Below are 14,920 nucleotides of genomic sequence, written 5' to 3'. Positions count from 1 at the left end.
GGTTCGCGGATACCGTCGATGTCCACTGGGGGAGCGGCGATGAAGGCGATGATGAAGCAGATGGTTGCGGATAGCAGGGTGGGGATCATCAGAACGCCGAACCAGCCTACATACAGGCGGTTGTCGGTCGATGTAACCCACTCGCAGAAGCGCTGCCATACGTTGGCGCTTTCGCGACGTTGAATGGTTGTGGTCATTGGTTTATGATTGCGTGATTTAGTTTTGAAGGTTCGTATGAATGAGGCAGGTTTAACCTTGCCTATGTAACTAATAATATTTACATTCCTTAGTATTTGTCCAGTTTTTTTGGTTAAGTATTATAAATAGGTAACGTCAGGTTTACTTATGTGTAGCAGAGCGATCGCTGGTTATGGTAGGACGTGAAGCTGATCGACGGCACATTAAGAGATAGAGGGCGCGATCGCACCCTCTATCTTCTAGAAATCGAAATAAATGTAAGGTAGACCGCCTTGGGGCGCAAATACCCAAACCACGTAGAGACACAGTGGTACCAGCAGCAGCTTCACAGGCCAATTCAGCTGTAACTTTAGACCCCGGTGTACTGTATAGACGAAAAACATCAATGCCACCAGAATCCAAAGCAAAAAAGTCAATTGGGATTGATCCAAACCAATTGCCTCGCCGTAGACCTTAGCGGCAAACTGGGCATCAGCTGGATGACCCCAGAGACGTTGAATTACCAAACCCGATTGTTTCAGATTCGGCAGTCGGAAAAAAACCCAAGACACGAACACCATTGTCTGAGTTAACAGCCATGCAACAACTAGACCAGGAAAGCTTTGCCACCACTTCCTCGCTTTCTCCGACCGATGGGAGTGGTCTTCTGTGAGTCTGTGAACAACCAGGCCGATACCATGAATTGCACCCCAAACGACATATCCCCAGGCGGCACCATGCCAAATCCCGGCAATCAGCATCACAATTAGTAAGTTGAGGCAGGTGCGTCTCAGTCCTTGCCGCGAACCGCCCAAAGGAAAATAAAGATAATTCCGCAACCAATCGCCGAGAGTAATGTGCCAGCGTCGCCAAAATTCGGCAATGCTGGTACTGAAGTAGGGAAAGTTAAAATTCTCTGGTAGATGAAATCCCAACAGAATTGCACTGCCACGAGCAATGTCTACATACCCGCTAAAATCTAAATAAAGTTGCAGTCCGTAGGCAGCGATCGCTAACCACAAATCCCCGCTGCCAGCTCGTTCTAAGTTGCCAAAACACAAATCAACAAAAATTCCTAATCTGTCTGCAATCAGTGCTTTTTTTACTGCACCGCAGGCAATCAGCCAGAGTCCTTCTGTAATTTGGTTTAGTGTGGGAAATTGTAGCGTTTTCAGTTGAGCTGAGAATTGATGATAACGAGTAATCGGCCCAGCAATCAACTTGGGAAAAAATAATTTGTAGGCGGCAAAATTCAGAAACCGCTCTTGTGCTGGCGCACCGCGATACACATCAATTAAGTAAGCAATGCACTCAAAAGAGAAGAAACTCAAGCCTAATGGGGCTATTAAGTTAGTGCTGACCCAACTGGCAGTATTTGCCGCAACTGGTAGTGGGGTTCCAGTCAATTGCCCGTAAAAACCTGCTACCGAATTTAATAAAAAAGGTATGTACTTAAAGCTCAATAGCAGTAAAACATTTAGTACAATTCCTAACCATAAAAGCTTCAATCGCTGGCGATTCCAAAAAGCTTGATCGAACTGCCAATCTTCATTAGGGTCTGTGGCGTAAAGTCCTAATGCTGTATTTTCTCCAATTGCCTTTCCCAGACGGAAGTTAATTAGAGTAATAACCAAAAGTAGGGGAACGTAAGCGACTTGTGGCGATGCTAAAAGTTGCAGCCAGGTTTGCTCTTTTACTAACGTCGGGGCTTGCAGTGAGGTATAGAAAACCAAACTGACAATTAGCAGCGCCCACATCTGCGATTTTTGCTGCTGTAATGACCAATAAATACCCAGGACGCTGACCAGGAAAAGTGCGTAAGTAAGCGAAATGAATGTCATAGTTTATTAGAAATCAAAAATTAAAAACTGCTTTTTAATTTTTGATTTTGCCTTTTTAATCTTTTTTTATCCAAGGAATCATTGGGTCTTGAGCAAGCTGATTAGAGACTTCATAGGCACCGTAGCGGTTGAGGTGGCTGGGGTCAGAAAAGTAGTCATGTTTGGTGGGATAAAGCTGGCTTAAGTCTCTGAAAATCAGTCCTTTTTGTAGGGATAGCGATCGCATATATTGCTGAAATGCTTGCTCATGTTCTGTGCGTACTGGGTCTAAGTAATCTTGGGTGAGGGGCAGGTTGACGAAAACAATCGGAATTTGCTTATCTTGGCTAAATTTCAGCAGCTTCTCCATAGCTTCGGCTTGATTGCCGTCCATTTTAAAGCTTTCATAGTCGCTGTCATAGCTGCCGCTGACTCTGGCATACCGCTGATAGTAAGTGGCGGGATTAAAGCGAACTGACAGGGGCAGGAAGCCATCAAAGTCAATGGCGGCTTCACGGGCTTCGGCTTCTTGGAGGGTTTCGGTATCTTCCTCAACTGTTTTCGGCGTTGCTGGTTTTACCCAGGCAGCATACTGATCCCGAAGCCACGCTTTCATCTGGTCGCGCTGGGTATAACCTTGGGAAACTGTTCCCAGCTTTTCATTTAGCCAGCTATTGACTGATTGGTAACTTTGTGATAAAGAAGCACTTGCGCCTTCTTCGGTTGCGGGCGCGATCGCAGTTTGACCCGGACGGGCAGCAGTTGAACTTTGTTTGGGGAAGGTTCCGGCGAGCAATTGCTTGAATCCTCTCGAAGCAGCGATCGCGCTGAAGGTGGTATCCACGCGACCGCTATTAAATGCCCGCGCCCCATCCGCCCAAATAATTAATTTTGGCAATTGCTCTGATGTCAAAACTTGGCGCAGTTGAAAGTCTACAACTTGTGCAGTGGCACCGTTGATGCCAAAGTTAAACACCTTAACACCTGGATATCCTTGTGCAGCAAGAGCATCTTCGAGTGCTGTCGGGTCGATACCCCGCATTGCCCTAGAACTACCGACAATTAAAACATCTGGAGGAACGCCCCGGCGTTGGGTCAGTAACTGTTGGTAAAGAGCTAGCTTTTCGTCTAACAGACGGTTGTTAAAAGAAGGATTGGGCGATCGCGCTGCTGCCAGAATTGCCACGGATGACGCATTAGCTCTATTTAACTTACTCACCGTGACACGACTATCACCGTCGCGAGTAAAGCCTTGGGAGTTAAATGCACGGGCATTCGCGCCGGGGGATTTTTGCAAAGACAGCTTCGGCAAAGTTGCGTCTGTTGTCTGTTGACCTTGGCCTATTCTTCTACCACTAAAAGCGGACGACTGAGCCAGCTGCGGCTTTGACTTCAACATTTGAGTCAGAAGCCAATCTGTTTGCACCGTCAACAATAATCCCAGCACGCCCCAAACCAAGGCTACTTTGAAACCTTGGTAATAATTGTAAATTGAGGTACTGGTTTTACTCGCTCCGGCTGGTGCCAAGTCTTTTATTTCCAAGGTGGGAATAAACAACTGGGAGGCGGACAACATTTGTTGAACCAGCCTGATTAAATTCCCAGATGCAGCAGAAGCAGCAGCTTTTACATCTTCTTTGGTGACATCGGGACGCAGAACTGGTTCGTCTGTGGGAGAGAGAAGTTCTCCCAGATAAGCATCGCTGGCGGCAAATTCTGGGGTAGCTTCCGGCACCAATCGCTTGCGAGCCACAAAATCAGCGCCCATCTGCCATAAGGGGGATGATTTACCAGCGCGACGGCCATAGATTCTCACTCCAGCAATTCCCGGAATCGCTAGTTGCCGAACGAACTTAGCAATCGGCGGCCCCACAACCGACTGTTGCGGACAGATCAGCGCCTCACTCATAAAGTGCAACAAATCTTGTTTGCGACGCAGGGATAAACTAATGCCACCTGTTTCTAATCGTTCTTCCAGATCCGGATTCAGTAAGCGTTCCAATAAAAACTGAATTGCCTTCAAGTCGCCATGTTGAGCCAGCTTCAAGGTAGGTTCTGTTAAGGCTGGTTGCACTGTCGCTGGTAAATTCAGCCAGTCGATCCAAATCGGCGTTTCCTGTTCTGGTACTGACGACAAGCCGTGGGTTTCGACACCATAAACTGTTGCAGCTTGGATGCCTTGCGGTGCCAAAATTTCTAATACAGGCGCGATCGCTCCCATAGCAGTTTGTTTGTCTGGTGCGGTTTCTTCGCCTGCTCCCGTCTTGCTACAGAATAAATGCAGCGTTACGTCTTTGAGAACAGCGGAAACTTGCATTCCATCAGACTGTAACGCTTGATTAAGCAAGCGGGCGATCGCTTGAATGTCTCCCCAACCCGCCCAATCTTTGAGCATTTCTTCTGGGGGAGTTAGATCGACTCGCAGCAGCCAATCGCGGGTTTTTTCTCCCCTCACCTGAGAGCAAATCACTGCATCCAGAAACCCTTCCAGCTTCAGATTCCGCAACTGTTGAGCCACAGGTTGCGCCAGCAATGACTCATCAGGGCTGTAGTCGGACTCGCAAAGAATCCAAAGACGGCGGATTGGGGATTGGGGATTGGGAATTGGGGATTGGGAATTGGGAATTGGGGACAAGGAACCTACCTTGTCTACCTCTGTTCCCTTCTCCCGCGCCGAAAGATTCTTGATTGCTACTTTGACACCGACTCCCAGAGGAGTGAGAGTTTCGCCCAAATATTGCGCGATCGCTTCTGGTTGACCAGACCGGGCTAGACTGCGATTAGAAACTGTCAGCTCATCTTCAGTCGTCGCTTGTGGCTCGTCGCTTGTCTCGACCTTACTGGCAGCAGTTGACTGATGCGGGTTAAGCTCTTGTAGAGGAATTTGCTTTACCCAGTCTGGACGATGGCAACCTAAAGCGCGACCGTAGAAGATTACCTGGTCGATGGGATCTGCTTGTGCGGGAAACCCAGATGCCTCATCTTTAACCTTGAGTGCTTGCACAAACCGACTGACAACTGTCCCCGAAGGCGGGGATTCAGAGCCTTCACAAAGAATATGCAGGTTATTTCCCCGCAGGCGAAATCGGAGGCGCACTTCCGGAAGACCGATAGCGCGGTGAACCCACTGGGCGAGGGAGGATTGACTCCCTGTATGGGCGATCTGATCGGTATCCAACATCACAAACTTGTACCCTGGACTTGCAAATGAAGACGGTAGAGATGAAGCATGAACAATGGCCCTAGCCCTTGTCGTTTGGGGAAGGTTACGGTAGCACTACAGTTGTATATCACCAAATCGGGAAAACTGGATTTAACCCAAAATTTTAAGGTATAATTCACACTTCACACTTCATATTTAATACTTCATACTTTCTACTTCAGCAAGTATTAACAGCCCCGAAAGTCTAAAGGGTCTGTACAATTGCTTCTAGCGCCAATAGTCAAAGCACAAGGCAGATACTCCTTAAGCTACACACTGAAAGCATTGGCAGCGCTTGAGGCGCTATTTCTCAGAAAACAGAAATGGTAAAGGTAAACGCACTTGCTCCATACTAATATTGCGAAGGCGATCGCTCTGATTTTCTGGGGAATAAACTAAAGATATCAGCGCCCTCCAAGGTGTTGAAAATCTCACCTTGTTAATCTTATTTTCCCTAAAATCATCTGGAACTCATCTTTAACCCTCCCTATGCAAACTCCCACTAAAAAGGTACAGTCAAGCACAAGAGATGCAGATTCATCGGCACTATCACCGGGAATCTGGTTAAGTTTAGCCACAGTGCCAATGCTACTGGGGATTGTGGGCATCAAAGCTGCCAGCGATTTGCTATCGGCTATAGGTCAAGGCAGCGAGGAAGTATTCCGAGGCGATCGCTTGCCAGTTCTCCACTTCCCTGATTCAGAAAAGCACTCACAAGTCGAAATTCTGGAGTAGACCACTGGAAGGAGGAAACCACTTTTTCTCCTTTCCTCCTCCCCAGTCCCCAATCCCCAATCCCCTATACCTTATTTTCTATTCTCCAGATAGTGTTCAGTGAAACCACTAGCTGAGACAATTACCCCTAAAATTAGTTGATTATTCTTCTTGAGCGAGAATAGACTCTATGAGTTCCCTAGTCCATTTGTCCGACCAGCAATTGACGATCGCTTCCACGTCTAACCTATTTTTGCGCCATCGCCTCAAAGTTGTTGAGGACTTGTGGGAGTCTGTTCTCCAACAAGAATGCGGTCAAGAACTGGTCGATTTGCTAAATCAACTACGTTCGATGTGTTCGCCGGAAGGGCAAGCCACAGAATCTCCAGAGTTGTCAGTTTCGCGCGTGATTGAAAAGCTAGACTTAAACGAAGCCATCAGAGCTTCACGCGCCTTTGCCCTATACTTCCAGCTGATTAACATCGTTGAACAGCACTACGAACAGCGCGATCAACAGCTCTCCCGGCGTGCTACTTACAGCTACCCCCCTGGAGAAATAGCGCCGCGTAAAACGCTGAGTCCACAAGGAGATGGGGACTCAGCAATTTTGTCCAGTGCAGCAATGGAGAAGGAAGCGCAAAACGGCGGACTCGGCGCAGATATGCTGGAAAAAAACTGGTTTCAGGAGGCAGAGGCGAAACAAAGCAAAGGCACATTCCACTGGTTGTTTCCCCACTTGCGCCAGTTGAATATGCCACCGCAGCAAATCCAGCGGCTGATTGACAATTTGGATATTCGGTTAGTATTCACTGCTCACCCCACCGAAATCGTCCGCCACACGATTCGAGGCAAACAGCAGCGCCTTGCGAAAATTTTGCAACAGCTAGATCAGGCAGAAGAAGAATTTCGAGCTTTGGGCTTAAGTTCTTCCTGGGAGGCGGAAGCGTGCGTCGAACAGCTTACGGAAGAAATTCGCCTCTGGTGGCGCACCGACGAACTGCACCAATTTAAGCCGACAGTGCTGGATGAGGTGGATTACACCCTGCACTACTTCCAAGAAGTTTTGTTTGATGCGATTCCCCAACTGTATCAGCGCCTGAAACACGCTTTGAAAGATTCTTTTAAAGGGTTAACTCCTCCGAGTAATAACTTCTGCAAGTTCGGTTCTTGGGTTGGGTCAGACAGGGATGGCAACCCCTCTGTAACACCCCTAGTAACTTGGCAAACAGCTTGCTATCAGCGCGATTTGGTGTTAGAAAAATATGTCCAGTCGTTGCGACAGCTGACGAATCTATTGAGCCTGTCGTTGCACTGGAGCGATGTTTTGCCAGATTTGCTCGATTCGTTGGAGCAGGATCGGTCGCAAATGCCAGAAGTTTACGAGCAACTGGCAATTCGCTATCGGCAAGAACCTTATCGGCTGAAGCTGGCATACATCCAACGACGGTTGGAAAATACCCGCGATCGCAATCGGCAAATTTCTGATGGATCAAACCTGCATGGGCAAGTTATTGGAAACCAAGACCCGACCATGTACCGCTCAGGAATAGAGTTTTTGGCAGAACTGCGGCTGATAGAGCGCAACTTGAAGGAAACAGGTTTATCGTGCCGCGACCTGGAAAATTTGATCTGCCAGGTGGAAATTTATGGGTTTAAGTTGGCAGAACTGGATATGCGCCAGGAAAGCACTCGCCACTCGGACGCAATGAACGAGATTGCCGAGTACCTGCAAATTCTCCCCAAGTCCTACAATCAGATGACGGAAGCAGAGCGATCGCTCTGGTTAGCAACTGAACTGCAAACTAGGCGACCGTTAATCCCAGCAGAACTGCCGTTTTCTGAGAAAGTTTGCGAGACAATTGAGACTTTCCGAATGCTGCGGCAATTACAGCAGGAGTTTGGCCCACAAATTTGCCGAACTTACATCATCAGCATGAGTCGCGAAGCTAGCGACATTCTCGAAGTGCTGTTGCTGGCAAAAGAAGCAGGTCTATATGACCCCGCCGCAGGCACCAGCAGCATCATGGTAGTGCCGCTGTTTGAAACGGTGGAAGACCTGAAGCGTTCGCCCACAGTCATGGCAAGCCTGTTTGAGCTGCCTTTGTATCGCGCTTGCCTTGCCGGAGGCTACAACGGTTTAGAGAATGGGATGGTAACGTCTCTGCAAGAAGTGATGTTGGGTTATTCCGACAGCAACAAAGATTCCGGGTTCTTGAGCAGTAATTGGGAAATTCACAAGGCTCAGAAAATTCTCCAGAAAATCTCTGAGGAATACGGTGTGGCTTTACGCATCTTCCACGGACGCGGCGGCTCGGTAGGTCGTGGCGGTGGGCCAGCATACGAGGCGATATTGGCGCAACCAGGTCACAGTATCAACGGTCGAATCAAAATTACCGAGCAGGGGGAAGTTCTAGCTTCTAAATACTCCTTGCCAGAGTTAGCTCTTTACAATCTGGAAGCAGTAACGACGGCTGTAATTCAAGCAAGCTTGTTGCAGACGGGGTTTGATGATATTCAGCCCTGGAATGAAATTATGGAAGAGTTAGCGACGCGATCGCGATCGCATTATCGCGCCCTGATTTACGAGCAACCAGACTTAGTGGATTTCTTCCACCAGGTAACGCCTATCGAAGAAATCAGCCAATTGCAAATCAGCTCTCGCCCAGCCCGTCGTGGTGGTAAAAAAGATTTAGCTAGTCTGCGTGCCATTCCTTGGGTGTTTAGCTGGACACAAAGCCGCTTCCTGCTACCGAGTTGGTACGGTGTCGGTACAGCGTTGCAAGAGTTCTTGAACGAGGAGCCAGAGGAAAATCTGAAGCTGCTGCGCTATTTCTATTTCAAATGGCCTTTCTTCAAAATGGTCATTTCTAAGGCAGAAATGACTCTCTCGAAGGTAGACTTGCAGATTGCTCACCACTATGTGCGTGAGTTATCTCGACCGGAAGATCGCGATCGCTTTGAAGCTTTGTATGAACAAATTGCCCAAGAGTTTCACCTTACTTGCGATTTAGTTCTCAGCATCACAGGCCATCAAAAGCTTTTGGATGGCGATCCAGTCCTCCAGCGTTCGGTGCAGTTACGCAACGGCACTATTGTCCCCCTAGGCTTCTTGCAAGTCTCTCTGCTCAAACGGCTGCGGCATCATGGGAAACAAGCCGCATCCGGTGTTGTTCACTCTCGTTACAGTAAAGGCGAATTGCTGCGCGGCGCGCTGTTAACTATTAACGGCATCGCCGCCGGAATGCGGAATACAGGTTGATCTAAAAAGGCTAATAGCTAAAAGGTAAATTATTCAACTTTACCTTTTAGCTATTAGCAATTAGCTATGAAGAAGCTACCTCAAAACCGAACCCTAATTTGCACATTTATAGCACTGGCATCGGGCTTTTTCGGTGCCTACGTGGGCGGACAACTTAGCTGGGCTGCCCACTCCCAACAGTGCGAAAATGGGGCGCGTCATACTTTGCCTATACCGGGCTATAAGCCAGTTTGCAAAGCTTTGGTGATGCCAGGATCGTTTATGCAAGGCAGCACGACTGGCTTGTGGACTGGGGCAATTTTAGGCGCTTTTATCGCTGGGTTAGCAACTCACAAGAAAGTTGAGGAAAGTGAGTAAGCGATCGCTACTCTTGTTGACACGGATCTTCCTTGGGCGGATGCCAACCACCTTGCATCCAAAGCCGCCTAGCTGTCCGAATGGAATCATCCTGATCATACCGTTCATCATTCAGGTCAAGGCATTAGTCAGCCCAGAAATAAATTTCGGGCTGAAAGCCAAAGTTAGCTAAAGCTAACTGGCAGAGATTTTCAACCCGTTTTAACGGGTTTTAGCTTTAAGCCTGAACTTTAGTTCAAGGCATTAGTCAGCCCAGAAATAAATTTCGGGCTGAAAGCCAAAGTTAGCTAAAGCTAACTGGCAGACATTTTCAACCCGTTTTAACGGGTTTTAGCTTTAAGCCTGAACTTTAGTTCAAGGCATTTATGCAAGAGGTCTATTTATTGTCATGCCTGAGCGATAATTTTAGCGTTGATTAAGGTAAAAATTCTATCTAGTTCTAATATTGCAGCTAATTCGGCTACTTCTTCTGGTGTCAGTAAGTCAGCCTTTTTTTTCTGCAAAAGTTCTTCCATGCGAGACTGTAGCTCATCAGTAAACTTAAAGAGATTCAGGTTATCTCCTTGACTAATCTGGATACCCTTGGATACTAAGGATGAGGGGTTAACAATTAATTTAGTAGTCATAATATTTTTAGAAAGCCTTTGGTACTATTGTAATAGGTTAGCGATCACGCTTTATTCTTCCATAATCTTCTCTCGAACCCAACTCACAATATCAGCAATTAAATTTGGCTGACTGGGAGAGAAGGTTTGGAGATTACAAGGCTGTTCGCTCACTACACAAATTCTCCTTGCGTTATGAAATTTGCTCAGAGATGTGAGAAAAGTTTGGCTGAAGCCTTGGGATGGTTCGCCGCTTGTATCTTCGTAAAAAATTAGGAAGACTCCCTGGCATTTTAGTTGACAATAAACTTTCAGAGCTTGCATCGTTTCCGGTTCCCGATTCTGACGTTCGGGACAGCCTTGCATGACCATCTCGGCGTAAATTTCCGAGGCAGGGTTATCTGGGTTCTCGAATTTGCTGCTGTCAATGCAAATGAGGTGAATGGTGTCGTTGAGGTTGGAGTTATTAGTGATCGCTGTGTTGAGTAGTTGGGGTAAATTCGCCAAGTCGAAGCTTTGCGTTGAGGAGTTGGAAGAAACAGCAGTGGTTTCTAGAATTTCTGGATAGGCAGAAGTTAGATTGTGCCAAGCACGATAAAAGTTTGGGTAAGTCATATTTTGGGCGCAGTGCCAGATTACTTCGTAGCAATTGATATAAAGTGGAAATTGTTTTTCATAGTCCAAATAATGCAAGTATTTATTTGTATTTTTGAGTACCATTTCAAACGAAAAATTTTGCTGTTTTTCTATTAATTCCTTTAATTTCCAAATATTGTGGCTAATAATATTTTCTTCTTGATTATCAGAAATTTGTTGTATTAAAGATTCTACTGTATCCTTCGATCCAATATGAGCCTTTTGATTAGAACTTTGCCCAAACTCTTTATTAAAGCCAAAGTATGTACTAGCGCTCTCAATTAAAGGGATAAAGTCATCACTCATATACTTCAAATCACCAATATGCCAATCTATAGGCTCAAAAATATGCATAAAATACTTCATAGTTTCTTTTGCATAATCATTTTCGGAATCGAGTTTCAATAAACTTAATGTGACTATAACAACGAACTGCAATAATGCTCCATCATAGCCAAGTATACATTCTTTAGGAACCAGATTATCTTGATGTATATTTGACAATTCAGTCAGATGTTCAATATAAGGAGGCAATAGTTTTGTTAGAACGTCAATTACTTTGCTGCGATCAGTTTGTTGTAGTACAGCCCTAGATTGCTCTGCAATCCCAGGAAATTTATTACACCAACCATGTGTTTGAAAATCGAAGTAACCAAAAGCCCAGTTAACCACTCTTGCCACAATTGCATCAGGAAGGCTACACTCTACAAAACCTGTGAATTCTGCGATGCCAGATGCTGCCAGGAAAAATGCTCTAATCCCATAGAAACTATTAATACCATCATCAAACTCTACTAAGTTCAAGATGAACTGCTCTTTTTGCTCATTTAATACTTCGGTTTTATCTCGCCCCAGCCATAGCAAAATCACCTCTTTCCACTGCGGCTCAAAAATGCGGTAAACATTCCCCGGTAACGGTTGAGGATTGTCATTGTCATGAGTCAAGAAAAAGTGCCAATCCTCAATCGCCAGCGCTGCAAAATATTCCTGAAACGTCAGATGATAGAACGCATAGACAGGTTCATCGGTTTCCCCATCTCGGTACACCAGATTTAGCCAGCCAATCTGTCGCGCTAACTCAAAAAGAGATTCCCCCATCACCTGATATGCCAGCGACTCCCTCAGCTGTGTCTGCTTCTCAATTGCCGCAACTGCCAACCTTCCCAACCCTGCATTCAACTCCTGCCGTTGCTGCCAGCTGATGGGAAACTCGTTTTTTTTCCACTCATAGAAATCTTCTCGAAATCGCTGGTAAAGCGTCGCCTTCGTCTTTGGCAACTCCCCTTGCTTCACCGTCCAGGTTTGGCACAACAGCGCCAACCGCAAAGGATTTCTAATCAAATCCCGAATCCGTTCTCGCCCCGCTTCCTCTAACTTCTCCCGTAACTGTTTCCCTAACTGGGGCTTCCCCGCCTTGGCAAACCACTCTTCAATAAACTCCCCCACCTGCGGATCGTCAAAATCCAGGGTGCGATAGACATCACAATTCGGCACTACGCGGTCGTTCGCCTGCCAAACATTCAGCCGACAGGTTAACAGGGTTTGAGCCTGCGCCACCCAACCCCTCAGCTGATTTGCAATTCCTTGTAGAGGCGAATTTGCCCCCGTGGATGTATCCGCCCGTATTTCATACACCCCATCCAACAGCAACCACACCTGATGAGAATTAAACAACTGGGTAGTGGTAAACAGGTAGTGATATTCAATGCTCAAAGCCTTGTACGGTAAGGGGTGAAAGTGGATTTATCACTACTTCTATACCACTACCAACAACTGCATCAACTCAGTTTGCATCTGGGCTGATACCACCATTCCTTGAAGAGACAGCGCCTCCTTTAGCCAAACCTGGAGTAAATAGTCTTCCAAGGTTTTCCCATCCAGACTTCCTAACTGAATGCAAATCGGCAACCGGGAAACATTTTCTGAATCCTTGAGATGACGGGCAATTTGCTCTAACCAGGTACTTTTCCCCGCCCCCGGTTCCCCAATAATCGCAATCGTCTTGCCTTCCCCCGCCTCAATCACCTCCCGGAGAAACGCATCCGCTTCAAACCGCTTCTCAATTTCCTTCTCATTCAGCTGATATTGCAACCGCCCCTCATGTGGAGATGGGCAAAACTCCTTACCCCGCCGCGGCTGAGTTGTCGGTTTCACCAATCCCAGTGGCACATAGATACCTACCTCATGCCCCAACCCCGTACCCGTCGCCTGTCGCCGGAATTGGTAACGTCTCAGCTGTTCCTCCAGCATTTTGTGGCAGATATCGCGCCAGTTGATGTTAGTTGGTGGCGGTGGCGGTTCTTCTGAATTTTGCTCCTTCCACTTCAGCTGAATCTCTGCCAGATTCTCCGCCAAAGACGCTGTTTGGTGCTTCAACTTCAGACTGAATTTCCAATAACCTTGGTTCTTTCTCGTATTGGTGGGATCTTCCTCGAACACCCCCAACTCTCTCAAGCAGTCGAAAACAGTTTGAACCGCTTCTGCTTCCCTGTCTTCTCTGCTGGTGCCTTCTCCCTGTTGACGCTGTGGAAATTCTAAACTTTTCCCGGCTTTCTCTACCAGCTTTACTAAAGCTTTCTTCGTGGTGCCAATTTCAACTATTGTTTCCCTTTTTCCGCGTTTCTGCTTACCTTTCCCCGTCACCCGCAGCTTATTCTCTGAAACCCACTCAACTTGAACTGCTGCCTTTAACTCACAGTCATCTAACTCCCATCCATCCGCAAGAGACAGCAAGGCTTCCAGCAATTTGATTGCATTACTCTTAGCAGGTTCTCCCCAGCCAATGTTTCTTGCCATTACTCAAATGAAAAAAAAATATTAAGAACTTTTAGCAGCCCAACCCAGCAAGCTTCCCCAAGCTTGTAACCCGCATTATACAAACATTTCCGGCTGCGCTTGGGGAACGTGCGTGAGGAAAAGCCCAAAAAAACAATTCACCTCGTTAACCCACAAACGGGGTGAATCAGTGATTACGCACTCTGAAAAAGATCAACTTCAGCAGCAGGAAACCGATAAGCAAAAAGACAAAGTTCAGCAACGGGAAGCAGTAGAAAACTTGCATGACAACTTCCTTGAACCACAGCTACAAGCTCAAAGACAGGCTCAGCATCAGTCACAGTCAATACAATACGAGACTGTTGTGCAAACATCTCCCAGCGTGTTATTAGTTTTGCTGTTATGGTTCTTTTGTCTGGGGCTTCACATCCGCTATTTGCGCCGGATGAACAATCAGAAATAGTGCGATCGCACATAGTGGAGATTACAAATCGCCGCTACACAATCAAAACCCGACGAGCCCAGGTTAAGAAAGTCCGCGATCGCATCCTTCGTTTGTATAGCCCCAAGTTTCAACCTGCGGGTTGGATGAATTTGGCAGAATTAAGAGAGTGCCAAAATAGCTTCTCACTCTCCCAAAAATGAAACACCGCCGATGGTATTGGTTCTTTAGTATGCTCTTTGCTTCGTTTTTTGCCGTTACCAGCTGCGCTAGTCAACCCGAAACTGTCAAAAACCTTAAAGCTGGCGCTGGTACGCAAATCATTGCTTTAGGCGATAGCATTACCGCTGGATATGGCGTAGCGCAAACCGAAGCTTATCCCAGCGTTCTCTCTCGTCAGTTGGGTATACCAATTGTAAATCGCGGTGTCAGCGGCGATACAACTGCAATGGCACTTAGTCGCTTGCAAAAAGATGTGATTGCCGCCCAACCTTGGATAGTTATTGTGGGAATAGGTGGAAATGATTTCTTGGGAAGAATTCCCAAAACTGAGACAGAACAGAATCTGCGGCAAATAGTGACAACAATTCAACAACAAAAAGCAATTGTTGTGTTGTTAGGAATGAACCTTAGTTTACCGGAGCTGGGGTTAGCTAGAGATGAATACAACGAACTTGTCCAGCGCGTTGCTAAAGATACACAAGCGTACTTAATTCCAGATGTGCTGAAGGGAATAATCGATAATCCGCAATATCGCCAAGACGATATTATTCATCCAAACGCAGCCGGACAGAAGCTTTTAGCCGTTCGCGTTGCCCAAGGTTTACAGCCATTATTAGCAGATGCTACTTTTCCGAAGGCTTTATTGCAATATCGAAAAAGTAATGAATAATTGATAATTGGCATCTCTTAACTAGGCGAGTGTAATTAAAC

General features: G+C 46.6%; 13 protein-coding genes and 1 pseudogene. 7 read left to right on the top strand and 7 right to left on the bottom strand.

Features of this window, described 5'->3' with window-relative positions:
• From H6F63_RS26415 to H6F63_RS30715, 4 genes and pseudogenes are all read right to left on the bottom strand, one after another.
• A pseudogene (locus tag H6F63_RS26415) lies at positions 1 to 197 on the bottom strand (photosystem II q(b) protein); the annotation flags it as partial.
• A 240-nt stretch (positions 198 to 437) separates the two neighbouring features.
• The gene (locus tag H6F63_RS26410) at positions 438 to 2,018 is read right to left on the bottom strand and encodes an MBOAT family protein (RefSeq protein WP_190640263.1); all 1,581 of its coding nucleotides are present in this window, start codon (positions 2,016 to 2,018) and stop codon (positions 438 to 440) included.
• A gap of 55 nt (positions 2,019 to 2,073) precedes the next feature.
• A complete protein-coding gene (locus H6F63_RS26405; protein ID WP_190640261.1) occupies positions 2,074 to 5,178 on the bottom strand; it encodes a DUF1574 family protein in 3,105 nt (1,034 codons plus the stop codon).
• Between the two features lie 324 nt (positions 5,179 to 5,502).
• Positions 5,503 to 5,634: a hypothetical protein gene (locus H6F63_RS30715; protein ID WP_277876498.1), complete on the bottom strand. Its 132-nt coding sequence runs from the start codon at positions 5,632 to 5,634 to the stop codon at positions 5,503 to 5,505.
• A 54-nt stretch (positions 5,635 to 5,688) separates the two neighbouring features.
• Here H6F63_RS30715 and H6F63_RS26400 point away from each other — a divergent pair, with 54 nt between their 5' ends.
• From H6F63_RS26400 to H6F63_RS26385, 4 genes are all read left to right on the top strand, one after another.
• Positions 5,689 to 5,934 (top strand): hypothetical protein, encoded by a 246-nt coding sequence (locus H6F63_RS26400; RefSeq protein WP_190640289.1) that lies wholly within the window; start codon positions 5,689 to 5,691, stop codon positions 5,932 to 5,934.
• A 169-nt stretch (positions 5,935 to 6,103) separates the two neighbouring features.
• A complete protein-coding gene (gene ppc / locus H6F63_RS26395) occupies positions 6,104 to 9,172 on the top strand; it encodes a phosphoenolpyruvate carboxylase (RefSeq protein ID WP_190640260.1) in 3,069 nt (1,022 codons plus the stop codon).
• Between the two features lie 66 nt (positions 9,173 to 9,238).
• On the top strand, positions 9,239 to 9,529 hold the full coding sequence (locus H6F63_RS26390; protein WP_190640258.1) for a hypothetical protein: 291 nt from the start codon (positions 9,239 to 9,241) through the stop codon (positions 9,527 to 9,529).
• Positions 9,522 to 9,701, top strand: a complete 180-nt coding sequence (locus tag H6F63_RS26385) for a hypothetical protein (protein WP_190444578.1) — start codon at positions 9,522 to 9,524, stop codon at positions 9,699 to 9,701. The genes H6F63_RS26390 and H6F63_RS26385 overlap by 8 nt, the downstream gene beginning before the upstream one ends.
• A 214-nt stretch (positions 9,702 to 9,915) precedes the next feature.
• Here H6F63_RS26385 and H6F63_RS26380 read toward each other — a convergent pair whose 3' ends face one another.
• Genes H6F63_RS26380 through H6F63_RS26370 form a run of 3 tightly spaced genes read right to left on the bottom strand, consistent with a single transcriptional unit; the run spans position 9,916 to position 13,566 of the window.
• Entirely contained in the window at positions 9,916 to 10,155 is a 240-nt protein-coding gene (locus H6F63_RS26380) for a hypothetical protein (protein WP_190640256.1), read from the bottom strand.
• Positions 10,156 to 10,206: 51 nt separating this feature from the next.
• Complete coding sequence (locus tag H6F63_RS26375; RefSeq protein ID WP_190640251.1) at positions 10,207 to 12,483, bottom strand: hypothetical protein; 2,277 nt, start codon at positions 12,481 to 12,483, stop codon at positions 10,207 to 10,209.
• A gap of 42 nt (positions 12,484 to 12,525) precedes the next feature.
• Positions 12,526 to 13,566 (bottom strand): hypothetical protein, encoded by a 1,041-nt coding sequence (locus H6F63_RS26370; protein ID WP_190640250.1) that lies wholly within the window; start codon positions 13,564 to 13,566, stop codon positions 12,526 to 12,528.
• 169 nt (positions 13,567 to 13,735) lie between these two features.
• Between H6F63_RS26370 and H6F63_RS26365 the strand changes: the two genes are divergently transcribed.
• Genes H6F63_RS26365 through H6F63_RS26355 form a run of 3 tightly spaced genes read left to right on the top strand, consistent with a single transcriptional unit; the run spans position 13,736 to position 14,879 of the window.
• Positions 13,736 to 14,008, top strand: coding sequence for a hypothetical protein (locus H6F63_RS26365; protein ID WP_190640248.1), 273 nt, complete (start codon positions 13,736 to 13,738; stop codon positions 14,006 to 14,008).
• Complete coding sequence (locus H6F63_RS26360) at positions 14,008 to 14,190, top strand: hypothetical protein (protein ID WP_190640247.1); 183 nt, start codon at positions 14,008 to 14,010, stop codon at positions 14,188 to 14,190. The genes H6F63_RS26365 and H6F63_RS26360 overlap by 1 nt, the downstream gene beginning before the upstream one ends.
• The gene (locus H6F63_RS26355) at positions 14,187 to 14,879 is read left to right on the top strand and encodes an arylesterase (protein WP_190640246.1); all 693 of its coding nucleotides are present in this window, start codon (positions 14,187 to 14,189) and stop codon (positions 14,877 to 14,879) included. Before H6F63_RS26360 ends, H6F63_RS26355 begins: the two co-directional genes overlap by 4 nt.
• Positions 14,880 to 14,920: the final 41 nt, after the last annotated feature.

The sequence above is a fragment of the Trichocoleus sp. FACHB-40 genome (genome assembly GCF_014695915.1).
In the GTDB taxonomy this organism is placed as follows: domain Bacteria; phylum Cyanobacteriota; class Cyanobacteriia; order Cyanobacteriales; family FACHB-T130; genus Funiculus; species Funiculus sociatus.
The sequence above is the reverse complement of the archived record's forward strand: the minus strand, read 5'-3'. Positions and strand labels throughout refer to the sequence as shown.

What these genes read in the sequence shown, in the direction of transcription:
- H6F63_RS26410 (WP_190640263.1), bottom strand. Translation starts at nt 2,018, where the DNA reads ATGACATTCATTTCGCTTACTTACGCACTTTTCCTGGTCAGCGTCCTG.
- H6F63_RS26405 (WP_190640261.1), bottom strand. Translation starts at nt 5,178, where the DNA reads ATGTTGGATACCGATCAGATCGCCCATACAGGGAGTCAATCCTCCCTC.
- H6F63_RS26400 (WP_190640289.1), top strand. Translation starts at nt 5,689, where the DNA reads ATGCAAACTCCCACTAAAAAGGTACAGTCAAGCACAAGAGATGCAGAT.
- ppc (WP_190640260.1), top strand. Translation starts at nt 6,104, where the DNA reads ATGAGTTCCCTAGTCCATTTGTCCGACCAGCAATTGACGATCGCTTCC.
- H6F63_RS26390 (WP_190640258.1), top strand. Translation starts at nt 9,239, where the DNA reads ATGAAGAAGCTACCTCAAAACCGAACCCTAATTTGCACATTTATAGCA.
- H6F63_RS26380 (WP_190640256.1), bottom strand. Translation starts at nt 10,155, where the DNA reads ATGACTACTAAATTAATTGTTAACCCCTCATCCTTAGTATCCAAGGGT.
- H6F63_RS26370 (WP_190640250.1), bottom strand. Translation starts at nt 13,566, where the DNA reads ATGGCAAGAAACATTGGCTGGGGAGAACCTGCTAAGAGTAATGCAATC.
- H6F63_RS26355 (WP_190640246.1), top strand. Translation starts at nt 14,187, where the DNA reads ATGAAACACCGCCGATGGTATTGGTTCTTTAGTATGCTCTTTGCTTCG.